At 61.4% G+C, this 25,346-nt stretch carries 16 protein-coding genes; 2 read left to right on the top strand and 14 right to left on the bottom strand.

Annotated elements, in window-relative coordinates; all coding sequences use genetic code 11:
- Nucleotides 1–7 precede the first annotated feature (7 nt).
- The 11 genes from B5526_RS33005 to B5526_RS32955 all read right to left on the bottom strand — a co-directional run bounded on the left by B5526_RS33005 (nt 8) and on the right by B5526_RS32955 (nt 13,546).
- Nucleotides 8–307, bottom strand: a complete 300-nt coding sequence (locus B5526_RS33005; RefSeq protein WP_079543874.1) for a 50S ribosomal protein L23 — start codon at nt 305–307, stop codon at nt 8–10.
- Nucleotides 304–924 carry a 50S ribosomal protein L4 gene (gene rplD, locus B5526_RS33000; protein ID WP_079543873.1) on the bottom strand — a complete coding sequence of 207 codons (621 nt, stop codon included), beginning with the start codon at nt 922–924 and terminating at the stop codon, nt 304–306. The genes B5526_RS33005 and rplD overlap by 4 nt, the downstream gene beginning before the upstream one ends.
- Nucleotide 925: 1 nt before the next feature.
- Nucleotides 926–1,654 carry a 50S ribosomal protein L3 gene (gene rplC / locus B5526_RS32995; protein ID WP_079543872.1) on the bottom strand — a complete coding sequence of 243 codons (729 nt, stop codon included), beginning with the start codon at nt 1,652–1,654 and terminating at the stop codon, nt 926–928.
- Nucleotides 1,655–1,707: 53 nt separating this feature from the next.
- The gene (gene rpsJ, locus B5526_RS32990) at nt 1,708–2,016 is read right to left on the bottom strand and encodes a 30S ribosomal protein S10 (RefSeq protein ID WP_011473876.1); all 309 of its coding nucleotides are present in this window, start codon (nt 2,014–2,016) and stop codon (nt 1,708–1,710) included.
- Between the two features lie 137 nt (nt 2,017–2,153).
- Nucleotides 2,154–3,344 (bottom strand): elongation factor Tu, encoded by a 1,191-nt coding sequence (gene tuf / locus B5526_RS32985; protein WP_079543871.1) that lies wholly within the window; start codon nt 3,342–3,344, stop codon nt 2,154–2,156.
- A 39-nt stretch (nt 3,345–3,383) separates the two neighbouring features.
- A complete protein-coding gene (gene fusA, locus B5526_RS32980; RefSeq protein WP_079543870.1) occupies nt 3,384–5,456 on the bottom strand; it encodes an elongation factor G in 2,073 nt (690 codons plus the stop codon).
- Between the two features lie 31 nt (nt 5,457–5,487).
- Nucleotides 5,488–5,958, bottom strand: a complete 471-nt coding sequence (rpsG, locus tag B5526_RS32975) for a 30S ribosomal protein S7 (RefSeq protein ID WP_079543869.1) — start codon at nt 5,956–5,958, stop codon at nt 5,488–5,490.
- A gap of 116 nt (nt 5,959–6,074) precedes the next feature.
- Nucleotides 6,075–6,446, bottom strand: coding sequence for a 30S ribosomal protein S12 (gene rpsL, locus B5526_RS32970; protein WP_029584567.1), 372 nt, complete (start codon nt 6,444–6,446; stop codon nt 6,075–6,077).
- A gap of 661 nt (nt 6,447–7,107) precedes the next feature.
- Entirely contained in the window at nt 7,108–9,135 is a 2,028-nt protein-coding gene (locus B5526_RS32965; RefSeq protein WP_079543868.1) for an ABC transporter ATP-binding protein, read from the bottom strand.
- 128 nt (nt 9,136–9,263) lie between these two features.
- The gene (locus tag B5526_RS32960; RefSeq protein WP_079543867.1) at nt 9,264–11,318 is read right to left on the bottom strand and encodes an FAD-dependent oxidoreductase; all 2,055 of its coding nucleotides are present in this window, start codon (nt 11,316–11,318) and stop codon (nt 9,264–9,266) included.
- A gap of 650 nt (nt 11,319–11,968) precedes the next feature.
- Nucleotides 11,969–13,546, bottom strand: coding sequence for a porin (locus B5526_RS32955; protein WP_079543866.1), 1,578 nt, complete (start codon nt 13,544–13,546; stop codon nt 11,969–11,971).
- Nucleotides 13,547–13,946: 400 nt separating this feature from the next.
- Between B5526_RS32955 and B5526_RS32950 the strand changes: the two genes are divergently transcribed.
- The gene (locus B5526_RS32950; protein WP_244562121.1) at nt 13,947–14,462 is read left to right on the top strand and encodes a MarR family winged helix-turn-helix transcriptional regulator; all 516 of its coding nucleotides are present in this window, start codon (nt 13,947–13,949) and stop codon (nt 14,460–14,462) included.
- A 218-nt stretch (nt 14,463–14,680) separates the two neighbouring features.
- On the opposite strand, the gene B5526_RS32945 is transcribed toward B5526_RS32950, so the two are convergent.
- Complete coding sequence (locus tag B5526_RS32945; protein ID WP_244562120.1) at nt 14,681–15,805, bottom strand: alpha/beta hydrolase family protein; 1,125 nt, start codon at nt 15,803–15,805, stop codon at nt 14,681–14,683.
- 661 nt (nt 15,806–16,466) lie between these two features.
- On the opposite strand from B5526_RS32945, the gene B5526_RS32940 reads away from it, so the two are divergent.
- Nucleotides 16,467–16,739 (top strand): hypothetical protein, encoded by a 273-nt coding sequence (locus B5526_RS32940; RefSeq protein ID WP_079543863.1) that lies wholly within the window; start codon nt 16,467–16,469, stop codon nt 16,737–16,739.
- Nucleotides 16,740–16,826: 87 nt separating this feature from the next.
- Here the strand turns inward: B5526_RS32940 and rpoC are convergent, their stop codons facing one another.
- Both rpoC and rpoB read right to left on the bottom strand, forming a co-directional pair.
- The gene (gene rpoC, locus B5526_RS32935; protein WP_079543862.1) at nt 16,827–21,026 is read right to left on the bottom strand and encodes a DNA-directed RNA polymerase subunit beta'; all 4,200 of its coding nucleotides are present in this window, start codon (nt 21,024–21,026) and stop codon (nt 16,827–16,829) included.
- A gap of 128 nt (nt 21,027–21,154) precedes the next feature.
- Nucleotides 21,155–25,279, bottom strand: a complete 4,125-nt coding sequence (gene rpoB / locus B5526_RS32930; protein WP_079543861.1) for a DNA-directed RNA polymerase subunit beta — start codon at nt 25,277–25,279, stop codon at nt 21,155–21,157.
- Nucleotides 25,280–25,346 lie beyond the last annotated feature (67 nt).

The raw sequence follows: 25,346 nt of genomic DNA, 5'->3' as shown, positions 1-25,346 counted from the left end.
AATCGCCTTATAGCCCGGTGGTGACGTCGATGCGGTGGCCCTCTTCGAGGGTCACGATCGCGCGCTTGACGTCCGACTGCGAACCGAAATTGCCGCGGAACACCTTGGTCTTGCCCTTGCGCACCAGCGTGTTGACGCTCTTGACCTTGACGTCGAACAGCTTCTCGACCGCTTCCTTGATCTGCGGCTTGGTCGCCTTGCTCGCGACCTTGAACAGCACCTTGTTGTGCTCGGAGGCGAGCGTCGCCTTTTCGGTCACCACAGGGGAAACGATGATGTCGTAGTAGCGCGGATCGATATTCTTCATTTGAAGCGCGCCTCCAACGCATCGAGCGCCGCTTTGGTCAGCACCAGCTTCTGACGGCGCAGAATGTCATAGACGTTGATGCCCTGAATCGGCAGCACGTCGATGTTCGGGATATTGCGGGCGGCGGTGGCAAAGCCGTTGTTGAGCTCAGCGCCGTCGATGATCAGCGCATTGGTCAGGCCGAGGCCCGAGAAGTGCCCGATCAGCGCCTTGGTCTTGGCGGCCTCGAGCTTTGCGGATTCGATCACGATGAGCCCGCCGTCTTTTGCTTTCGCGGAAAGCGCGTGGCGCAGCGCCAGTGCACGGACCTTCTTCGGCAGATCGGTTTCATGCGATCGCACCACCGGACCGAACGCACGGCCGCCGCCGCGGAACTGCGGCACCCGGGCCGAGCCGTGACGCGCGCCGCCGGTGCCCTTCTGCTTGTACATCTTCTTGCCGGTGCGCCAGATTTCGGCGCGGCCCTTGGCCTTGTGGGTTCCGGCCTGACGCTTGTTGAGCTGCCATTGCACGCAACGCTGGATAATGTCCTTGCGCGGCTCGAGACCGAAAATGGCGTCCGAAAGCTGGATCGAACCGGCTTCCTTGCCTTCAAGGGTTGTGACTTTCAATTCCATCTCACGCGCCCTCCTGCTCGGCCGGCGCAACTGCTGCCTGCTCGCCGCTGGCTTCCGCCAGGCGGAACTTGCCGGGCTTCGGCGCGTCTTTCGGCAGCGCCTTCTTCACGGCATCGCGCACCGCGATCCATCCGCCCTTGGAGCCGGGAACGGCGCCCTCGACCAGGATCAGGCCGCGCTCAACGTCGGTCTGCACCACGCGCAGATTGAGCGTGGTGATGCGATCGACACCCATGTGGCCGGGCATCTTCTTGTTCTTGAAGGTCTTGCCGGGGTCCTGGCGTCCGCCGGTCGAACCGATCGAACGATGCGACACCGAGACACCGTGGGTGGCGCGAAGGCCGCCGAAATTCCAGCGCTTCATGCCGCCGGCAAAGCCCTTACCGACGGAAGTGCCGGTGACATCGACGAACTGGCCGACCACGAAATGGTCGGCCTGAATTTCGGCGCCAACCGGGATCAGCGCGTCTTCCGACACGCGGAATTCGGTGACCTTGCGCTTGGGCTCGACCTTGGCGACCGCGAACTGGCCGCGTTCCGCCTTCGGCAGATAGACGGTCTTGCGGGCGCCCGAGCCGAGCTGCAGCGCAACATACCCGTTCTTCTCGGTCGTGCGGTGACCCAAGACCTGGCAATTGCCAAGCTTCAGCACGGTCACAGGGATATGTTCGCCGGTCTCCGTAAAGACCCGCGTCATCCCGACCTTTTGTGCGATCACTCCGGAGCGCATCGGCGTGCTTCCTGTTCTTTCTGTCCGTGAACTTTTCGGACGGGCTTAAAAAGTTAGAGCTTGATTTCGACGTCGACGCCGGCGGCGAGGTCGAGCTTCATCAGCGCGTCCACGGTCTGCGGTGTCGGATCGACAATGTCGAGAAGGCGCTTGTGGGTGCGCATCTCGAATTGCTCGCGGCTCTTCTTGTCGACATGCGGCGAACGGTTGACGGTGAACTTCTCGATGCGGGTCGGCAGCGGGATAGGTCCGCGAACCTGTGCACCGGTCCGTTTCGCCGTGTTCACGATCTCACGCGTCGACGAATCGAGGATTCGATGGTCGAACGCCTTGAGACGTATGCGAATATTCTGGCCGTTCATTGCCGTTGTCTCTCTGTTCCGTCGTGGCCGGGCTAAAGCGCGAAGCGCGTCTTCCCACTAATGTCCTGGCCATCCACGTCTAAAAAAGGAAGTCGTGGATGCCCGGCACAAGGCCGGGCATGACGACGGATAGTTTCTTACTCGATGATGCTGGCGACGACGCCGGCACCGACGGTGCGGCCACCCTCGCGGATCGCGAAGCGCAGCTTTTCTTCCATCGCGATCGGCACGATCAGGTGCACTTCCATGGCGATGTTGTCGCCCGGCATCACCATCTCGGTGCCTTCCGGCAGATGCACGACGCCGGTGACGTCGGTGGTGCGGAAGTAGAACTGCGGCCGGTAGTTGGTGAAGAACGGGGTGTGACGCCCGCCCTCTTCCTTGGTCAGGATGTAAGCCTCGGCCTTGAACTTGGTGTGCGGCTTGACCGAACCCGGCTTGCACAAGACCTGACCGCGCTCGACTTCCTCGCGCTTGGTACCGCGCAGCAGCGCGCCGATGTTGTCGCCGGCCTGACCCTGATCCAACAGCTTGCGGAACATCTCGACGCCGGTGACGATGGTCTTCTGGGTATCGCGCAGACCGACGATCTCGATTTCCTCGCCGACCTTGATCACGCCGCGCTCGACGCGACCGGTCACCACGGTGCCGCGGCCCGAGATCGAGAACACGTCTTCCACCGGCATCAGGAACGGCTGGTCGATCGGACGCTCCGGCTGCGGAATGTACGAATCGACCTGCTTCATCAGCTCGAGGATCGCATCGTGGCCGAGCGTCTTGTCCTTGTCCTCAAGGGCTGCCAGCGCCGAGCCCTTGACGATCGGGATCTTGTCGCCCGGGAAATCGTACTTCGACAGCAATTCGCGGACTTCGAGCTCAACCAGTTCGAGCAGTTCCGGATCGTCCACCATGTCGCACTTGTTGAGGAACACGACCATCGCGGGAACGCCGACCTGCTTTGCGAGCAAGATGTGTTCGCGGGTCTGCGGCATCGGGCCGTCGGCCGCCGACACCACCAGGATCGCGCCGTCCATCTGGGCGGCACCGGTGATCATGTTCTTCACATAGTCGGCGTGGCCGGGACAATCGACGTGGGCGTAATGCCGGTTCTTGGTCTCGTACTCGACGTGAGCGGTCGAAATCGTGATGCCGCGCGCCTTCTCTTCCGGCGCCTTGTCGATCTGGTCGTAGGCAGTGAACGTCGCACCGCCGGATTCCGCCAGCACCTTGGTGATCGCCGCCGTCAGCGACGTCTTGCCGTGGTCGACGTGACCGATCGTTCCGATGTTGCAATGCGGTTTATTACGTTCAAACTTTGCTTTGGCCATTTGACTCTCCGTTCAGTCGTTAACTGCCGCTAACGACAATCAGGCAAACTTCTTCTGGACTTCTGCCGACACGTTCGCCGGCGCTTCCGCGTAGTGGTCGAACTGCATCGTGAAGGTTGCGCGGCCCTGGCTCATCGAGCGCAGGTTATTCACGTAACCGAACATGTTCATGAGCGGCACCATCGCATTGATGACGTTGGCGTTGCCGCGCATGTCTTGACCCTGGATCTGCCCGCGCCGCGAATTCAGATCGCCGATGACGGAACCGGTATAGTCTTCCGGCGTCACCACCTCGACCTTCATGATCGGCTCGAGCAGGACCGACTTGCCCTTTTGCAGCGCCTCGCGGAATGCCGCGCGCGAGGCGATTTCGAAGGCCAGCGCCGACGAGTCGACGTCGTGATACTTGCCGTCGACGAGCTGCACCTTGACGTCGACCACCGGGAAGCCGGCGACCACGCCCGAAGTGAGCACGCTGTTGAGGCCCTTTTCGACGCCGGGGATGAATTCCTTCGGCACCGCGCCGCCGACGATCTTCGATTCGAACTCATAGCCTTTACCGGGCTCGTTCGGCTCGACCACGATCGACACTTCGGCAAACTGACCGGTACCGCCGGTCTGCTTCTTGTGCGTGTACTTGACTTCGGCCTTCTTGGTGATGCGCTCACGGAACGCCACCTGCGGCGCGCCGATGTTGGCATCGACCTTGTAGGTGCGGCGAAGGATGTCGACCTTGATGTCGAGATGCAGTTCGCCCATGCCCTTCAGAATCGTCTGGCCGGACTCCTGATCGGTCGACACCCGGAACGACGGATCCTCCGCGGCGAGCTTTGCCAGCGCGACGCCGAGCTTTTCCTGGTCGGCCTTCGACTTCGGCTCGATCGCGATCTCGATCACCGGCTCCGGAAATTCCATCTTTTCCAGGATCACCGACTTGTTCGGATCGCACAGCGTATCGCCGGTGCGGGCTTCCTTCAGGCCTGCAAGGGCTACGATGTCGCCGGCATAGGCTTCCTTGATGTCTTCGCGGTTGTTGGCATGCATCAAGAGCATCCGCCCGATCCGCTCCTTGCGGTCGCGGGTCGAATTGATGACGCCGGTGCCCGACAAAAGCGTGCCGGAATAGATGCGGCAAAACGTGATGGTGCCGACAAACGGGTCGTCCATGATCTTGAACGCGAGCAGCGCGAGCGGCTCCTTGTCGTTCGGCAGGCGAACGACTTCGTTGCCGTCCTCATCGACGCCCTTGATGGCGGGCACGTCGACTGGCGAGGGCAGATAATCCACCACCGCGTCGAGCAGCGGCTGCACGCCCTTGTTCTTGAACGCCGAACCGCACAGTACCGGAAAGAACGCGCCCGTCAGCACCGCCTTGCGGATCAACCGTTTCAGCGTCGCCTCATCGGGCTCCTTGCCGTCGAGGTAAGCGGCGAGCGCGTCGTCGTCGAGTTCGACGGCGGCTTCCAGCATCTTCTCGCGGTATTCCTTGGCCTTGTCGACGAGGTCGGCGGGAATATCGATGTCCTTGAAGTTGGCGCCGAGCGCCTCGTCTTCCCAGACCACGCCCTTCATGCGGACCAGATCGACCAGGCCCTTGAAATTATTCTCGGCGCCGATCGGCAGCTGGATCGCGATCGGCTTGGCGCCGAGGCGGTCGACGATATCATCGAGGCATTTGAAGAAGTCGGCGCCGGTCTTGTCCATCTTGTTGGCGAAGACGATGCGCGGCACGCGGTACTTGTCGCCCTGGCGCCAGACGGTTTCGGTCTGCGGCTCAACGCCCTGGTTGCTATCGAGCACGCACACCGCGCCGTCGAGCACGCGCAAGGAACGCTCGACTTCAATGGTGAAGTCGACGTGGCCGGGGGTGTCAATGATGTTGAGGCGCTTGCCGTTCCAGAACGCAGTGGTCGCGGCCGACGTGATGGTGATGCCGCGCTCCTGCTCCTGCTCCATCCAGTCCATCGTCGCGGCACCTTCGTGCACTTCGCCGATTTTGTGGCTTTTGCCGGTATAATAAAGGATCCGCTCGGTGGTCGTAGTTTTGCCGGCATCGATATGCGCCATGATACCGAAGTTGCGGTAGTCCTCTATGGCATGAACGCGGGGCATGGGTTGTTCCTTAAATTCCGTTGTTTCGCCGTTACCAGCGATAGTGCGAGAAGGCACGGTTGGCTTCCGCCATCCGGTGCACGTCTTCACGCTTCTTGACGGCGTTTCCCCTGCCATTCGACGCGTCAAGCAGCTCGGCCGAGAGCCGCTCCGTCATCGTCTTTTCATTACGCTCACGCGCCGCCGTGATGATCCAGCGAATGCCGAGCGCCTGCCGGCGCACGGTGCGGACTTCGACCGGCACCTGATAGGTGGCGCCGCCGACGCGGCGCGAACGGACTTCGATGGTCGGCATGACGTTTTCCAGCGCCTGCTCGAAAACCGTCAGCGGGCTCTGCTTGGTCTTGGTCTCGATCATGCCGAGCGCACCGTAGACGATGCCTTCGGCGACCGACTTCTTCCCGGCGTACATCACCGAGTTCATGAATTTCGTAATGATGATGTTTCCGAACTTGGGATCCGGAAGCACTTCACGCTTTTCGGCAGAATGGCGGCGCGACATCTCTTTATTCCTTCGTCATGGCCGGGCTCGTCCCGGCCATCCACGTCTTAAACTTGTTGATCCAGATCCCCGGGTCTCACTTCGTTCGCCCGGGGATGACCCTCGCTACGCTCCGGTCATTTCGGACGTTTCGCGCCGTACTTCGAACGGCGCTGCTTACGGTTCTTGACGCCCTGGGTATCCAGCACGCCGCGGAGAATGTGGTAGCGCACGCCGGGCAAATCCTTGACGCGGCCGCCGCGGATCATGACCACCGAGTGCTCCTGAAGGTTATGGCCTTCACCGGGGATGTAGCCGATCACCTCGAAGCCATTGGTCAGGCGCACCTTGGCGACCTTACGAAGCGCCGAGTTCGGCTTCTTCGGGGTCGTGGTGTAGACGCGCGTGCAAACGCCACGCTTCTGCGGCGACTGTTGCAGCGCCGGCACCTTCTTGCGCGACTTCTGGACCGTCCGCGGACTTGCGATCAGCTGGTTGATCGTCGGCATGTCAGCCTTCACCCTTTTATTCGTGCGGAACCGGAAAATCAGTTCCGCAAATTCATTCGGGACTACCGGTCCCATCCGGCCGCATCACGCGAAAACACCCGCGCAAAGCGAAATCGCGCCAACCGCCCATTGCTGAGCGGAAGCGCTTCGACGCCACAGAGGACCGCGAGTCGTGGCCGATCAGCGTGAGCTGGTCAGCCGGCTACCGAGGTCATGCATCCGAAATCAATCTCAAGAGAACTGCTCAAGAGAACCAAGATCGTCCTGGCATTGCCTAGCTATAATCGACAGCGTTTGAGCGGCATGCGTCGAGGTTGGTGCCCTTCTTAAGTCCCCGAAAATTAGGCGGGGCATTTGAAAGGGTTGTCCGTTCCGACTCTGGCGTCGCTCACCGCCTGTCGTTAAGTGCGCGCGTTGTATCGACGCTAGATAGTCAAGTCAAGGCGAAACACAAGGCCGAGAAGCGCCTCTGCCGCCTGCAGAATCAGCACTTCGCGCGCAATCGCCGCAAGCCTCGAAAACGATCTGCGGCGGGCGGGACGGCGAGCTGGCCTAATTTTACCCGGGTATTATAGAGCCGCTGCTCCGTCGTCCCCTGCCGGGTTGGGCCTGAAGCTAAAGGCTTATTTGCTTTCCCGGCGCAAGGAAGCGAAGTTCCCGCTCAATCCTCGTCATCCTCCTCATCATCGTCGGCCTGATCGGCATCCTGATGCGGTTTGTGGCTCTGGTCGTCCCAGAGTTTTCGATAGACACCATTGGCCGCCAAGAGCTGCTCATGCGAGCCGCGCTCGATCGCCTCGCCGCCCGAAATCACGATGATCTCGTCCATGTCGACCACCGAGGTCAGGCGGTGGGTCGAGAAGATGATGGTGCGGCCCTTGGCGAGTTTTAGCAGCGTCTTGTTGATCGCGGCTTCGGTGGTCTGATCGAGCGCCGAGGTCGCCTCGTCGAGCAACAGGATCGAGGGATCGCGGACGATCGCGCGCGCGATCGCAATGCGCTGGCGCTGGCCGCCCGACAGCGTATCGCCGCGCTCACCGACGAGGGTGTCGTATTTCTGCGGCAGGCTCATGATGTAGCGGTGGATCTCGGCCTTGCGCGCTGCTTGCTCGACCTCTTCGTCAGTCGCCCCCTCCTTGCCGAGCCGGATGTTTTCCCGGATCGACATGTTGAACAGCATGTTCTCCTGAAACACCACCGCCATGCTCGCCCGCAGCGATTCGCGGGTCACCCGCCTGATATCGACGCCGTCGATGGTGACGCGCCCCTCATCCGGCACGTAAAGCCTGAGGATCAGATTAAGCAGCGTGCTCTTGCCGGAGCCGCTCGGGCCGACGATGGCGATACTCTTGCCGACATTGAGCTTGAGGCTGAGATTGTTCAGCACCGGCGTCTGGCTACCTTCATACTGGAAGGTGACGCGGTCGAACGCGATGTCGTTGGTGATGCGCGGCAGGTCCGGGGCCCCGGGACGGTCGGCGCCGCGCGTCGGCTCGTCCAGGAGTTCCTGAATGTGGCGCACCGCGGCGGCCGACTGGATCGATACCGGGATGAAATGCATGATGTGGGCGATGTTGTAGGACACCTCCCAGAACGCGCTCTCGAAGGTCACGAAGGTGCCGATGGTGATGTGGCCTTTAGTGGCGAGATAGGCGCCGATCGCGAGCACCACGAGGTGCAGCAACAACACCGAGATCGTGACGGTGCGCTCCACCATGGTCGAGAGGAACGCCGCCGACGCGATCTTGCGGCGCGCCTCGTCGTTGCGCATCGTGAACCAGCCGAGCGTCCGCCGCTGCAGGCTGAACGCCTTGATCACGGCTTGCGCCGCCACGTTCTCCTGCACCATGCCGAGCAGCGCGGATTCGTTGAGTTTCTGTTCGTAATTGGCCTGCACCGCCTTTGGCGTCAGGATTCGCGGGCCGATCAGCGTGATCGGGAACACCAATAATGACACCGCGGCGAGCTGCCAGTTCAAGAACAGCATCAGGATGATGCCCGCGATCAATTCGAAGAACGGCAGTGCGGCAGAGTTGGCAAAGCCCTTGATCGAGCCTTCGAAGGCCGCAAGATCGACGGAAAAGCGCGACAATATCTCGCCGCGCTTGGTGCGGGCGAAGTAGGACGACGGCAGGTTCTGGATGTGCTCGAACAGACGTTTCCGTACGTCTGATATAATGCAAGACGACAGCCGGGCGTCCCAGCGCTCATACCAGACCGCGACGATCGAGGTGAAGATCCCCGCAACCGCGAGCGCGCCGAGAATCTTGTAGAGGGCCTGGAAATCCTCCTCGCCGAGCGCATCGTCGATCAGGAACTTCAGGCTGAGCGGCATGAAGACGTTGAACAGCGTCTCGACCAGGACGCCGAGGCCGACGAAGGCCAGCATCCGCTTGTAGTTTTTCAGGAACGGCTTGACGAACGCATAGATCGTCGCCAGCGCGCCGGCGGCTTCCTTGGCAGTAAAGACGACGAGATCCTCCTCGTCCTCTTCGTCGCCGCTATCAAGCTCGTCGTCGCCGTCCTCTTCGTCATCGTCATCGGGCGGCGGCGGCGAATCGGCCTTGTCGACGACGAGGCGACCGGGAACTTCTACTTTCGCGGGGAGCTTCTCATCGAGCTCGGGGCCAGCGCCATCATCCGCCGGCGCGGGCAACTTGTTCTCCGATGAAGAAGGCTTACGAGCCATGACACCAACCGAAGCTGCACGGCCGGTATGACCGCAAAATCGAGGGAGATGGCCTTTTCAAACCACCGCGTCGATCCTAAGCGATTGCCGCGCATTCAGCAAAATAATTGGATTAACCAATAATGCGCTCAGTCGTCGGCGGCGACCTTGTCAAAGAACGAATAACGCAGGCTGTCGGAGTCGGCGTACCACTGGCCGGGTCCCTTGTTGGCGGCGAGTGTTGCCGCCCACAACGCATCGGTGCAGTCGCGGCGGTGCATCGAGAGATCAAAACCGTTGCCGAAGAACAATTCCGACCATTCCCACCAGGTGCCGAGCTTCTTAACCCCGCGCAGCAGATCGTAGCGGTCGATCAGCGCCGGCGCCATGTCCGAGGTCACCGATCCGAACACGAGGCCGGTCTTGACCACGCGGTTCAATTCGCGAACCGCGCGCGGAACCTGTTTCTGCGCGACATGGCAAAGGCTCGTCTCGAACACGAAATCGAATTCGCCGTTCTTGAACGGCATGTCGACAATCGACCCGAGCTTGTTGAATTTCTTGAGCGCCTTCGGCGTCTGCGCATGGATGGCGCGGTTGTTCTCGATGCCCCATGCATCGATGCCGCGATCACGCAGCGCGCCAACCAGTTCGCCGCTGGCGGAACCTGCCACCAGGAGCTTGTAGCCCTTGGCCCGGTTCCAGACGATCCTGATGAGCTCGGTCAGATAGACGGGATCGGTGAAGTGGCTCCAGACCTCACGATAAGGACCAAGCCCGCGATAATTCTCGAAATAGCCGCGGTCGATCTTGTCGGACGGCGGCTTGCCGCCGTCGCCGCGGACGCGGCGCAACCGCATCATCTCGGTGAGGATGATGTCGGTGGCGGCGTCGGAGGAATCCAACAGCCCGTTCAGCGTCGAATCGAACAGGTAATCGCCGACCACCACCAGGCCGGGATGCTGCCGCGGTTCGGGCCGGTGATTGCTCATGACGTCGCGCGCCGGCAACCCGCCCGGCAGAGCGTTCACCGACGACAGCCAGCGATGGGTCTTGCCTTCCAGGAAATGCGCGCGCGCGTCGCCGAGCGAGGCCGGCAGCGATTTTAGCGCGGCGTCGATCAGTTCCTGATCGCCGAGATTGGCGAACGCGAGCGCGTCGGAACCGGCGATCAGCCAGTTCAGCACGCCATGTTTGCCGACGTCGTGGCGCGCGCCCTCATTGTAGACGCAGCAGCCGCCGAACGCCTCCGACATGAACCACGCGCCTGGGATCTTCTCGCCCCAGAACGGCTCGTCGAACAGGATCGAGACCCGTAAGTAATGCGCCGGCCGGTCGAAATAGGCGACGTGCCTGACCATCGACTTGCGCAGTTCCTCGCCGTCCCAGCGCATGGTCGCGAGCCAGGAATGCGGCAGGCACATCAGCACCAGGTCGAAGTCCCGCGTCTCCGGTCCCTTGCCGTTCATCATGTTGAGCTGATAGCGGCCGGAGGCGGTCTTGCCGACCTTGAGGACGCGATGATTGAGCTGGATATCGGCGTCGACCTCGGACTGCAGGCAGTCGATCAACTGCTCGTTGCCGTTCTGGATCGAATAGAGGCCGATATAGCCCTCGACATCCATCACGAAATTCTTCAGCGCATTGAGCCCGTTGGTGTTGTGGGTTTCGGTGGCGAGATCGGAGCGCGCCATCACCTTCAGGAAACGCTTTGCAACGGGATCGTCGACTTCCTTGTCGAGCAGTTCCTCGGCGGTGAGGTAGGCCCAGGGATGTTCGTTGTCGTGCGCGCCGACGCCTTCATAATATTCGATCGGCGACACCATCTCGGTGCAGCGCTTGCGGAACGCTTCGATTGCGTCGGCGGTCTTGGCGCCATATTTGCGGCGCATGCCCGGCACGTCGCCTAGCAGGTCGCCGTCGAGAAGCACCTGCTCGGCATCCATTGGAATCGTCTGCAGGCCGAAATGCTGGATCAGCTCGCGCAGCGGGTCCGGGCCTGTCATCGAGTAGTCATATATCTCGGCGACGCCGGCCTCATACATTGCGGGCGCGGAATCGAATTTGCGCGTCAGAATCTTGCCGCCGAGGCGATCGGACGCCTCAAAGATGGTGACGCGGCAAAGCTCCCCCAGCTTCCGTTTGAGATACCAGGCGCTCATGAGCCCACCCGGCCCGCCGCCAACAATTGCAAGATCCAGCATGTGTTTTCCGTGATGCCCCCGCCGCCAGCCCCCCGGCGGGACGTCGGTCTAAGTCCTGTTAGGAGAGGCGCTTTTGTCCCTGAAGGGAAGATGAACGAATACCCAAAGCGGAGCAAAATAGCCAAAAAATAACGAAAGACCGATTTTCGCGGGCCTTTTGCCCAATAATGACGGATTCGCCCGCTTCATTTCGCCCGCGGTGACGCCGGAGGTTCCGCTCGGGGCTGCGGGCCTCACGGGGTACCGTCGGGAATCAGTCGGTCGGACTTGACCCCAAGTCCAAATCCGGACCGGCATGCCGCTGTTGCCCGGAAACCGGTCGGCGATTGCGTCGGAACCCCCTTTACCGGCGGGCCATCGAAGCCCGGCTTGCGACCTCCCAAAAAGATAAAAACCACCGGCAGGGCATTGCCGGTGGTTTTGGAGGTCTATCATAAAGTAGGTGTCGTCTCCCCGAGACAAGGCCGACAAACGATCTCGCCGGCTACATCTGCAAATTACTCCAAAAAATTACTTAAGTAAATAATGTTTTTTACTAATTCTCATGTTGATTTTCGCCCTTCGTCGCGGTCGACCGGCGCGCAAAAGAAAAACTCCGGACCGTTCCGGGTCCGGAGTTTTCCTGTCTTAATCTTGTCAGAGGATCGGGATCAGAAGTTGCGCTGGGCCCGAACGTTGAACGAGACCGTGTCCTGGTTCTTGAACTCATAGAGCGCTGTCGGCTTGGGGGCCGAGGGCGTCAGTACAGCGGCACCCGTGAACTTCTGATCGAGGCGCGTGTACATGACTTCACCCGAGAACGTCAGGTTCTTGACCGGCGTCCAGCGGGTGATCGCACCCACCTGGAAGACGGCGTAGTCCGGGTTGCAGCTGAAGTCCGCCGAGGTAGTGGCGGCCGTCAGCTTGTTGCTGGCGACGTATTGGGCGCAGAATTGGCCCTTCGCCGTGGAGAGGTCGGCGGACGAACCGCTGTAGTGCACCCAGGATCCGCTGCCGAACAGGCTGGACGACCAGAACGGATCCCAGTTGTGGTTGAACGCACCGCGGAAACCGTAAGCTTCCGTCAGCTTCAAATCGCCGGTGCCGCCGAAGGCGGTCGGTTGGTAGATCGCGTCCGTGGTGGCGCCGAAGCCGACGCTCTGGAAGGCGCGGCCGCTGCCGCTGAACATCGCAAAGCTCGGCGAGGCACCGCTCGTGGAGATCACGTTCTTGGTGTCGCCCTTGGCGTAGGTCGCATCGATCTTGAGGTCGTCGCCGGCACCGGTCGGGATGTTCTTGATGTTCAAGGCAGCCATCACCGAACCGCCCCATTTGGTGTCGGGGTGACCGGAGATTTCCGACAAATTGGTCGGAGCCGCGGTCGCCGCGGTCAGGATATTGTAGGACGCGCCGACTTCATGGGCTGCGGCCGAAATCTGGAACAGACCCCAGGCCTGGTCGATGCGGATGTTGCCGACGATGTCGGGCGCATGCACGCCGTCATAGGCGTTTCCGGTGGTTCCCGTGGCGTTGAGGCCGGTCGAGAGGTCGAAGACTGCGGTGCGGTTGAACACGGTCGGATCGTCGAGGCCGATGGTGCCCGACACGCCGTTGCCGAACTGCGCGGTGTACTGGATGTTGTTGACGCCGGTGACGGTGTCGTGGCCGCCGATCAGCGAGGACGAGTTGTTGCCCGGATAGCCATGCCAGGGCGTGGCATAGGCGGACGCCGACTTACCGAAGGTGAAACCGGCGAACTGCAGGAACACCAACTCGACCGCGGTGTAGCCGCCGCCGGCGGAGTTCAAGAGGTTGCCGTTGTTGCCGAGGTTGGTGGCGAGCGAGTTCGGGTTGAACGTCGCGCTGCCCAAAGTATCGAACTGAAAATCGGCCTGACCGAAGGTACGGACGACGCCGTATTCGGTCGCGGTGCGCGTATCCACGGTGAAGGCGAGACGCGAACGGGTGGTGAAATAATCGCGGTAGCGATTGACCTGACCCGGATCGCCGGTCCAGGCCGGCGCATCCTGGGTGCCGTTGCCGTTGAACGTGGTGTCGACGCGCAGATAACCACCGAGCTTGATGCAGGTGTCGGTGCCCGGAATGTAGAAGAAACCGGCACCATACAGGGAGCAGATTCTCACGTATTCGACCGCTTTGGCCTTGACGGGAAGATCGGCCGCCTGAGCCCCGCTCATGGCGAGAAGACCCGCCGCTGAGCCGAGGATAAGGCTCTTAATCGTGTTCATAATAAACCTCCAAGTTGCTCTGTCAGGAGGGTTCCAGATCCGCTCTGTGCCTAAACACCTTGAGGATTGGCTCCCTTGTTCCGTTGCAAACCGCTCAGTCGTTCTGCGCCTTCGGACTACCCACATGACGCGCGGGACTTGAGCGAACCACCTAACGGGACGATCCAGGACCCCCCAGCCGTCGGACGGGAATATGCATGCATCCGTTTTTTAATCAAAATAGATTATTTAGTCAGATATCGATTGATGGACCGATGTATCTTTTCGGCAACGGCGCCCCGGCATGGGTCACCCGGATCGGCCGCGCGGCCAGATTATTGAGTTAATCAGCAATCTTTTTTGCTTGTCTCGCAAAAGAATCCGATCAAGATGGGCTATGGGAGCGAACAACAAGAGGAGCGTGGGCCCACCGGCTCTCGCCAAACGCGCGAGCTCGGGCGGCAGCGCCAGCAAGAATCAAGACGTGATCCGGCGATTATCCTGGGTGATCGCCGCTATCAGCGTGCACCTTGAAGAACTTCGCTACTTCTGGGGCAAGGCGCTTGGCATCAGCGGGCCGCAATGGATGATCCTGATGGCGTTGGCGGAAATCGACCAGGACGATGGTGTGCCCGTCAACGTGGTGTCGAAAAAGCTGCACGTTGATTCGTCATTCGTCACGACCCAATCCAAACTCCTGGAAAAGAAGGGCTTCATACGCCGAAAGCCCTCGACCGAGGACGCCAGGATCGTCCTGATGTCCCTGACCGACAGGACCTACAAGCAGCTGGCAAGTCTGGCCTCGCAGCAGGAGGCCCTGAACGAATTCATCTTCGAGACATTCGACGACCGCGAACTCGACGAACTCACGGATAAGCTCGCTGTCCTGCAGACCCGCCTCGAGAAGGCCTGCCTGAAGCTGGTCCTGGACATCTAGTTCTCGCAAGCGCGGCGCGATTCGGCTTCGTCGTCCCTGCGAACGCAGGGACCCATACGCCGCGGCGTTTGTTTTGAGCGACGCTGTTCCGCCTTCGCTAAAGCTTCGGCGGACGGGTCGACGGCTTTCGCACAGCAACTAAAACCTGTGGTTATGGGTCCCTGCTTTCCGCAGGGACGACGGTGAGGATCGAGTTGGAACCGCATATAAAGCGCTAGCTAACCCGTCTCGATGCCGAGACGCTCCGCGATCCAGTCAAAAATGAATTCATTGGCGAGCGTCGTGTTGTCGGCATGGCCTTGGGCGGAGGCGGTTTCCTCGCTGGTGAAGATCTTGAGCGTCACGTCCCGGCCGTCCGCCTTCAGCCCGTCGTACAATTCCCTGACGCGCTCCGCCTTGAGCCAGCCGCGCTCGCCTGCCGAAATCAGGACGGGGCACTTGATGTTTCGCGCCACCCTGCTGACGATCGGCCTTGCGGCGATCTGCGCATCCACCGGCGCGAGGCGATCCCGAAGGAAGGCCCGTTCATGCAGGTCCCAGATGCCGCCGTCACAGACCGCCGCCGCAAACCGATCGTCAAACGCTATTCCCCGCGCCACGAAAGAGGAGCCCCAGCCGTCGGCGACAATGGCTACCCGATGGGTGTCGACATCGTCTCGTTCGACGAGATAGTCCATGATCAGTCCAACGGTTGCCTCCAGATCGGAGCGGCCGACGATCTCCTCGAACCGGGCGCCCGCCCCTGCCCCCAAAAGGTCCACCGCAAGCACCGACATGCCGCGATCCCCGGCATAACGCGCGACCTTGCTGAGGTATTCTTCCTTTCGTTGCCCGGGCTCGCCGATGCAAATGACGGCCGGCGCAGGATCCGCGCCCGCCGAGGCCGGCAGAAAGTAGCCCTCCAGCGGATAGCCGCCCGGCCACGGGATCAGCACGACCTCGCCGCCAGGCTTTCGGTGCCTGAGATACTTGCCGGCGCATTCGCGCATGCGCTCGGTTGCGATCTCGTGATGCCTGTCGGTTCGATCGTAGGGGAACGCTGCCGCCTGATAGTAGTTCACCGCGCGCAGCCAGTTACTCGTTGCCGTCAGCCGATTGCCGTTGCCGAGCGCGGCATCGCCGCGTTCGCGATTGGTATCGGCGATCTTCTGCCATTCCCGGTACCAGGAATTGTCGTCGGCAAAATCGATCCGGCCGGCCGTGGCCCAGCACTCGGCGAGCGTCGTGCCGCCTTCCTGAGCGGCGGCGAGGAGCCTCATGAACTCGATCGACAGGTCTTCCCGCTCGGGCCAAAAGACCCATTCCTGAAGCTCGACCTTGAACCCCATGCAGTGGATATTCAAAATATTATCCTATCAGCTAACTTTATCAGATAAGCGGACAGGCTCGAGAAGTGGGGCTTGCGCATGGCTGTTTATCGACGTTCCAGGCGGACGAATGAGCGCGCAAGCCTGCGAAATCCCGCTTGACGCTCTTCGATCGCAGTCCCATTCAACACCACGCGATGCCCTAAATTCCATGGCGCGCGTTCGACACCGCGACATCGCAAGCTTTGCTCCCAACTGGCGCGATATTCGGCACGAACGCACTTGCCTTTCAAAACTTTCACCCGCCCGCACTATCTTTACGCTGTAAAGATTATAGTACAAATTCTTACAGTATACGGTCAAGACAAAGTTCCGCGACGCACAATGCGCGAAGCGGCGCAAACGGAAGAATTGCGCGGGATTATGCCCATCATCGCATGCGCTCGCATGCGGAACACGAACTGTTGAGAAGGCGTGAAGCCAAAACGAGAATGTTTCAGGCGCGACGCCGCAAATCCGCAGACCCCCGGACAAGCATCATCGCCCAGCTATCGACCTGCGCAAAAGCAAGGCAATGTAATATTTTGAAATCATCTTGACCGGATTACGTAGGTAGTCGCCCGTCGCCTTGCGCGGACCAAAGCACAACGGTTCGAAGCTAAGCCAACGAAGATCGCCAACCCGCAAGCTACAAAAAATGCCACCCATCGATAAACTTGCCTTCCGGATATGGAGAGGCCGCATCAGGGACATCCTCAATAAGGACTGGGACCCAATAGGGGGTTGTCCCGCGGATGAATACGATGCCTATGTCGGCAAGGTCGCGGCCATGCTTCGTGGTGGTGCGACCGACAGCGAGCTCATGGAATATCTGAAGTGGGCAGAAGCCGTTCACATGGGATTTGGACAGTTCGACACCGAGCGGGCCCGCAAAGTTATCACTCTGCTCAGGTCCCTGGCCCATCCCTAGAAACGGCTTGGGTTCGACAAATATGATCGCCAAAAGAAAAGCCGGCTAACGCCGGCTTTTCCGTTTTGGTAATCGCCCGGGTGCGGACTATTCCGCCGGCGGCAGCGCCAGCGGTTCGACTTCGGGAGCCGCCGGCACGATGGTCGCCTGCTTCTCGCGCTCGTCCAGGATCAGCTTGTCGCGCTTGACCGCGACTTCGCGGATCTTGGCCATCGAGGCGCCGGTGCCGGCCGGGATCAGCCGGCCGACAATGACGTTCTCCTTGAGGCCTTCCAGCGGGTCGACCTTGCCGTTGACGGCGGCTTCGGTGAGCACGCGGGTGGTCTCCTGGAACGAGGCCGCCGAGAAGAACGAGCGCGTCTGCAGGCTCGCCTTGGTGATGCCGAGCAGCACCGGCGTTCCGGTAGCGGGCTTCTTGCCCTCTTCCTTGGCCTTGGCGTTGATCTGGTCGAACTCGATCTTGTCGACCTGTTCGCCCGAGATCATGTCGGTCTCGCCCTGGTCGGTGATCTCCACCTTCTGCAGCATCTGACGGACAATCACTTCGATGTGCTTGTCGTTGATCAAGACGCCCTGCAACCGGTAGACCTCCTGGATTTCGTTGACCAGATAGGCCGCGAGTTCCTCGATGCCCTTGATCGCCAGAATGTCGTGCGGCGCCGGATTGCCTTCGACGATGAAATCGCCCTTTTCGACGATGTCGCCGTCCTGCAGGTGGATGTGCTTGCCCTTCGGAATCAGGTACTCGCGCGGCTCCTCGGTCTTGTCCATCGGCTCGATCGAGATGCGGCGCTTGTTCTTGTAGTCACGGCCGAACCGGATGGTGCCCGCGATTTCCGCGATGATCGCCGCGTCCTTTGGCTTGCGGGCCTCGAACAGTTCGGCAACCCGCGGCAGACCGCCGGTGATGTCGCGGGTCTTGGCGCTTTCGGTCGAGATACGCGCGAGGATGTCGCCGGTCTTGACCTTGGCGCCGACGTCGACCGACAAGATCGCGTCGACCGACAGCATGTAGCGGGCCTCGCCGCCACGCGCGAGCTTGAGGATCTTGCCGTCCTTGCCCTTGATGACGATGGCCGGACGCAGATCTCCGCCGCCCCGCGAGGTGCGCCAGTCGATGACGACGCGCTTGGCGATACCGGTGGATTCGTCGAGCGTCTCCGAGATCGACTGACCCTCGACCAGATCCTCGAAGCCGATGGTGCCCTCGACTTCGGTCAGAACCGGCCGCGTGTAGGGATCCCACTCGGCGATGCGCTGGCCGCGCTTGACCATATCGCCTTCGTCGACGCGCATCCGCGCGCCGTACTGAATGCGGTGGGTCGCACGCTCGGTGCCGTCGGCATCGGTCACCGCGACCACCATGTTACGCACCATGGCAATCAGATGGCCTTCGCTGTTCTTGGCGATCGCCTTGTTCTTGATCGTCACCTTGCCGTCGAAGTTCGACTCGATGAACGACTGCTCGTTGATCTGCGCCGCGCCGCCGATGTGGAAGGTCCGCATCGTCAGCTGGGTGCCGGGCTCGCCGATCGACTGCGCCGCGATGACGCCGACCGCTTCGCCGTGGTTGACCGGCGTGCCGCGGGCGAGATCGCGCCCGTAGCACTTGCCGCAGATGCCGTTGACGAGCTCGCAGGTCAAAGCCGAGCGGATCTTCACTTCCTGGATGCCGGCCTGCTGGATGGCGTCGACATGGGTCTCTTCCATCAGCGTGCCGCGCTTGACCACGACCTTGTTGGTGGCGGGATCGCGCAAATCCTCGCCCGCGGTGCGGCCGAGAATGCGCGACGCCAGGGACGCTACCACCGTGCCGGCATCGATGATGGCGCGCATCTTGATGCCGAGCTTGGTGCCGCAATCATCGGCCGTGATGATGCAGTCCTGCGCCACGTCGACCAGACGACGCGTCAGGTAGCCGGAGTTAGCCGTCTTCAACGCGGTATCCGCGAGGCCCTTGCGGGCGCCGTGGGTCGAGTTGAAGTATTCGAGCACCGACAGGCCTTCCTTGAAGTTGGAAATGATCGGCGTCTCGATGATCTCGCCCGAGGGCTTGGCCATCAGGCCGCGCATGCCGGCGAGCTGGCGCATCTGGTCCTGCGAACCGCGGGCGCCGGAGTTCGACATCATGAAGATCGAGTTGATCTGGGCCTCGCCGCCTTTCGGATTCTTCTTAACGGCGGAGATTTCCGTCATCATGTCTTCGGAGATCTTCTTGGTGCACTTCGACCACGCGTCCACGACCTTGTTGTACTTCTCGCCGTGGGTGATCAGGCCGTCATTGTACTGCTGCTCGAATTCCTTGGCGAGCGCGCGGGTATCCTCGACGATCTTCCACTTCGACGCCGGCACCACCATGTCGTCCTTGCCGAAGGAAATGCCGGCCTTGAACGCGTTGTAGAAGCCGAGCGCCATGATGCGGTCGCAGAAGATCACCGTCTCCTTCTGGCCGCAGTGGCGATAGACCTGGTCGATGACGCCGGAGATTTCCTTCTTCGTCATCAGCTTGTTGATGATGTCGAACGGCACCTTCGGCGATTTCGGCAGCACCTGGCCGAGCATGGCGCGGCCGGCCGTGGTTTCGTACCAGCGGCTGATCGGCTTGCCGTTCTCGTCGACGCCCTGCCAGCGATATTTGATCTTGGTGTGGAGGTGGATGACCTTGGAGTGCAAGGCATGCTCGATCTCGGCCATTTCGCCGTAGAGCTTGCCTTCGCCCGGCAGTCCCTCACGCAGCACCGACAGATAATACAGGCCGAGCACGATATCCTGCGACGGCACGATGATCGGCTGACCATTGGCCGGATGCAGGATGTTGTTGGTCGACATCATCAGGACGCGCGCTTCGAGCTGGGCTTCCAGCGACAGCGGAACGTGCACGGCCATCTGGTCGCCGTCGAAGTCGGCGTTGAACGCCGCGCACACCAAGGGATGCAGCTGGATCGCCTTGCCCTCGATCAGCACCGGCTCGAACGCCTGGATGCCCAGGCGATGCAGCGTCGGGGCGCGGTTGAGCAGCACCGGATGCTCGCGGATCACCTCGTCCAGAATATCCCAGACCTCGGGACGCTCTTTTTCGACAAGCTTCTTCGCCTGCTTCACCGTGGTGGACAGACCCTTGGCGTCGAGCCGCGAATAGATGAACGGCTTGAACAATTCGAGCGCCATCTTCTTCGGCAGGCCGCACTGATGCAGCCTGAGTTCCGGACCGACCACGATCACCGAACGCCCCGAATAGTCGACGCGCTTGCCGAGCAGGTTCTGGCGGAAGCGGCCCTGCTTGCCCTTGAGCATATCGGCGAGCGACTTCAGCGGTCGCTTGTTGGCGCCGGTGATGACGCGGCCGCGGCGGCCGTTGTCGAACAGAGCGTCGACCGCCTCCTGCAGCATGCGCTTTTCGTTGCGGATGATGATGTCGGGGGCGCGCAGCTCCATCAGCCGCTTCAAGCGGTTGTTGCGGTTGATGACGCGGCGGTAGAGATCGTTGAGGTCGGACGTCGCAAACCGGCCGCCGTCGAGCGGCACCAGCGGGCGCAGGTCCGGCGGGATCACCGGCACCACGGTGAGGATCATCCACTCCGGCTTGTTGCCGGAATAGCGAAACGCCTCGACGATCTTCAGCCGTTTGGCGAGCTTCTTGTGCTTGATGTCGGATTCGGTCTCCTGCATCTCGGCGCGCAGGGACGTCTCGAGCTTTTCGAGCTCAAGTCCCTTCAACAGCTCGCGGATCGCTTCGGCGCCGATCATGGCGGTGAAAGAGTCCTGGCCGTATTCGTCCTGCGCCTTCAGGTACTCGTCTTCCGACAACAGCTGACGGTCCTTGAGCGCGGTCAGGCCCGGCTCAAGCACGACGTAATATTCGAAGTAAAGAATCCGCTCGAGATCCTTCAGCGTCATATCCAGCAGAAGACCGATGCGCGACGGCAGCGACTTCAAAAACCAGATATGCGCGACGGGAGCAGCCAGTTCGATATGGCCCATGCGCTCGCGCCGAACCCGCGACAGCGTCACTTCGACCGAGCACTTCTCGCAGATGATGCCCTTGTACTTCATGCGCTTGTACTTGCCGCACAGGCACTCATAGTCCTTGATCGGCCCGAAGATGCGCGCGCAGAACAGGCCGTCACGCTCCGGCTTGAAGGTGCGGTAATTGATGGTCTCCGGCTTCTTGATTTCGCCATACGACCACGACAGAATCTTCTCCGGGGATGCAATCGAGATCCGGATCTGGTCGAAGACCTGAGCCGGCGTCGTCGGATTGAAAAGATTCATAATTTCTTGATTCATCGTCTTCTCCTCGCGTGCCGATCGTCACCGGCAGCAAATTCGAAACTCTCTATCAGCAACGCACCCCGCTCAACGTCCGAGCAAGGCGCGCGTGCCCGGCGCGAAAGCGCCGGGCATGACGTTTATCGTTACTCCGCCGCCTCCGACGTCGTCGCACCACCCAGCTTGGAGTTGTGCAGGTCGACGTTGAGACCGAGCGAACGCATTTCCTTGACCAGCACGTTGAACGATTCCGGGATACCGGCCTCGAACGTGTCGTCGCCGCGCACGATCGCCTCGTACACCTTGGTACGGCCGGCGACGTCGTCCGACTTCACGGTCAGCATTTCCTGGAGCGTGTAGGCCGCGCCGTAAGCTTCCAGCGCCCACACTTCCATTTCGCCGAATCGTTGCCCGCCGAACTGCGCCTTGCCGCCCAGCGGCTGCTGGGTGACGAGCGAGTACGGTCCGATCGAACGCGCATGGATCTTGTCGTCGACGAGGTGATGCAGCTTGAGCATATAGATGTAGCCCACCGTCACCTTGCGGTCGAAGGCGTCGCCGGTCCGGCCGTCATAGACGGTCGATTGTCCGGAGGCGTCGAGACCGGCAAGCTTTAGCATCTCCTCGATGTCGGCTTCCTTTGCGCCGTCGAACACCGGCGTTGCGATCGGCACGCCGTGGCTCAGATTGCGGCCAAGCTCCATCAGCTCGCTGTCGCTCAGCGATTTGATGGTCTCGTCGTCGCCGTAGATCTTCTTCAAGGTCTCCTTCAGCGGCCTGGTGTCCTGCTTGGCGGTGGCAAGATAGGCATCGACCGTCTGGCCGATGCGCTTGCCGAGGCCGGCGCAGGCCCAGCCGAGATGGGTCTCGAGAATCTGACCGACGTTCATCCGGCTCGGCACGCCGAGCGGATTGAGCACGATGTCCGCATGCGTGCCGTCCTCGAGGAACGGCATGTCCTCGATCGGAACGATCTTGGACACCACGCCCTTGTTGCCGTGACGGCCGGCCATCTTGTCGCCGGGCTGGATCTTGCGCTTCACCGCGACGAAGACTTTCACCATCTTCATCACGCCGGGCGGCAATTCGTCGCCACGCTGCAGTTTCTCGACCTTGTCGAGGAAGCGCTGTTCAAGGCCCCGCTTCGACTCGTCGTACTGCTTCCGCATCGCCTCGATTTCGGCCATCAGCTTGTCGTTGGGGGACGCAAACATCCACCATTGCGACCGCGGATGCTCATCGAGCACCGCGCGGGTGATCTTGGTGTCCTTCTTGAATCCCTTCGGACCGGCGATGCCCTGGCGGTTTTCCAGGAGCTCGGCGAGGCGGCTATAGACGTTGCGGTCCAAAATCGCCTGCTCGTCGTCGCGGTCCTTTGCCAGACGCTCGATCTCTTCCCGCTCGATCGCCAGCGCACGCTCGTCCTTGTCGACGCCGTGGCGGTTGAAGACGCGTACTTCGACGATCGTGCCCTGCACGCCCGGCGGCACCCGCAGCGAGGTGTCGCGGACGTCGGAGGCCTTTTCGCCGAAGATCGCGCGCAACAGCTTCTCTTCCGGCGTCATCGGGCTCTCGCCCTTCGGCGTGATCTTGCCGACCAGGATGTCGCCGGCGCGCACTTCCGCGCCGATATAGACGATGCCGGCTTCGTCGAGGTTCTTCAGCGCTTCTTCCGAAACGTTCGGAATGTCGCGGGTGATCTCCTCGGGACCAAGCTTGGTGTCGCGGGCCATCACCTCGAATTCCTCGATGTGGATCGAGGTGAAGACGTCGTCCTTCACGATCCGCTCCGAGAGCAGGATCGAGTCTTCGAAGTTGTAGCCGTTCCACGGCATGAACGCGACCAGCACGTTGCGGCCGAGCGCGAGCTCGCCGAGATCGGTCGAGGGACCGTCGGCAATGATGTCGCCCTTCTTGACGACGTCGCCGACCTTCACCAGCGGACGCTGGTTGATGCAGGTCGACTGGTTGGAGCGCTGGTACTTCATCAGCCGGTAGATATCGACGCCCGACTTGGTCGGATCGAGATCCTCGGTGGCGCGGATCACGATACGGGTGGCGTCGATCTGGTCGATCACGCCGGTGCGGCGTGCCGCGATCGCAGCGCCGGAGTCGCGGGCGACCACGCCTTCCATGCCGGTGCCGACAAACGGCGCCTCGGCACGCACCAACGGCACCGCCTGACGCTGCATGTTCGAGCCCATCAGCGCGCGGTTGGCGTCGTCGTTCTCGAGGAACGGGATCAGGGCAGCTGCGACCGAAACCAGCTGCTTCGGCGACACGTCCATATAGTCGACCTTGTCCGGCGTGATCATCAAGACGTCGCCGGCATGGCGGCAGACCACGAGGTCGTCGGTGAAGCGGCCACGGTTATCCAGCGCGACGTTGGCTTGCGCAACGTGATAGCGGCCCTCTTCCATCGCCGAAAGATAGACCACCTCGTCGGTGACGCGGCCGTCCTTGACCTTGCGATAGGGCGTTTCGACGAAGCCATACTTGTTCACGCGCGCAAAGGTGGCGAGCGAGTTGATCAGGCCGATATTCGGGCCTTCGGGCGTCTCGATCGGGCAGATCCGGCCGTAATGCGTCGGATGCACGTCGCGCACCTCGAAGCCGGCGCGCTCGCGGGTCAGACCGCCCGGGCCAAGCGCCGAGAGCCGGCGCTTGTGGGTGATCTCCGACAGCGGGTTGGTCTGGTCCATGAACTGCGAGAGCTGCGAGGAGCCGAAGAACTCGCGCACCGCGGCGGCCGCCGGCTTGGCGTTGATCAGGTCCTGCGGCATCACGGTGTCGATATCGACACTGGACATCCGCTCCTTGATCGCGCGCTCCATGCGCAACAGGCCGATGCGGTACTGGTTCTCCATCAATTCGCCGACCGAACGCACGCGGCGGTTGCCGAGATGGTCGATGTCGTCGATCTCGCCCTTGCCGTCGCGCAGATCGACCAGGGTCTTGATGACGGCGAGGATGTCTTCCTTGCGCAGCGTGCGATGGGTGTCGGGCGCATCGAGCTCGAGGCGCATGTTCATCTTGACGCGGCCGACCGCGGACAGGTCGTAGCGCTCACTGTCGAAAAACAGCGACTGGAACATGGTCTGCGCGGAATCGATGGTCGGCGGCTCGCCGGGACGCATCACGCGATAGATGTCGAACAGCGCGTCTTCCCGCGTCATGTTCTTGTCGGCGTGCAGCGTGTTGCGGATATAGGCGCCGACATTGACATGGTCGATGTCGAGCAGCGGCAATTCCTTGTAGCCGTGCTCGTTGAGCGCCTTCAGCGACTTCTCGGTAATTTCCTCGCCGGCTTCGGCATAGATTTCGCCGGTCTTCGGATTGACGAGGTCCTCGGCCAGATAGTTGCCGACCAGTTCCTCATCCGACAGGCGCAGCGCCTTCAGCCCCTTTTCCTGGAGCTGGCGCGCGGCGCGCACGGTGAGCTTCTTGCCGGCTTCCAGCACGACCTTGCCGGTGTCGGCATCGATCAAATCGTTGATGGTGGAGTAACCGCGGAAACGGGCGGCGTCGAACGGCACGCGCCAGCCATCCTTGGTCCTCTTGAAGCTGATCTTCTTGTAGAAGGTCGAGAGAATCTGCTCGCCGTCGAGGCCGAGCGCGAACATCAGCGACGTCACCGGGATCTTGCGGCGGCGGTCGATGCGCGCGAACACGATGTCCTTGGCGTCGAATTCGATATCGAGCCAGGAACCGCGATAGGGAATCACGCGCGCGGCAAACAGGAGTTTGCCCGAGGAGTGGGTCTTGCCCTTGTCGTGGTCGAAGAACACGCCGGGCGAACGGTGCATCTGCGAGACGATGACGCGCTCGGTGCCGTTGACGACGAAGGTGCCGTTCATCGTCATGAGCGGGATATCGCCCATGTAGACGTCCTGCTCCTTGATGTCCTTGACCGATTTGGCGCCGGTTTCCTCGTCGATATCGAACACGATCAGGCGCAGCGTCACCTTCAGCGGCGCAGCATAGGTCATGCCGCGCTGGCGGCACTCGTCGACGTCATATTTCGGCGGCTCGAACTCGTAGCGGACGAATTCCAGCATCGAGGTGCCGGAGAAATCCGAAATCGGGAACACCGAGCGGAACACCGCCTGCAGGCCCTCGTCCAGCCGGCCGCCCGGCGGTTCGTCGACCATCAAGAACTGGTCATAGGACGCCTTCTGAACCTCGATCAGGTTCGGCATCTCTGCGACTTCCTTGATATGTCCGAAGAACTTGCGAACGCGTTTGCGACCGGTGAATGTCTGCTGCGCCATCGTGGCCTCTCATTTCGTCGCCCCTCACTGGGCGAACCCTCCGGAGCGCGATTGGCATCGCCCCCGG

The sequence above is a fragment of the Bradyrhizobium lablabi genome, assembly GCF_900141755.1.
Lineage (GTDB): Bacteria > Pseudomonadota > Alphaproteobacteria > Rhizobiales > Xanthobacteraceae > Bradyrhizobium > Bradyrhizobium lablabi_A.
This window is presented reverse-complemented; position numbering and strand designations above follow the sequence as displayed.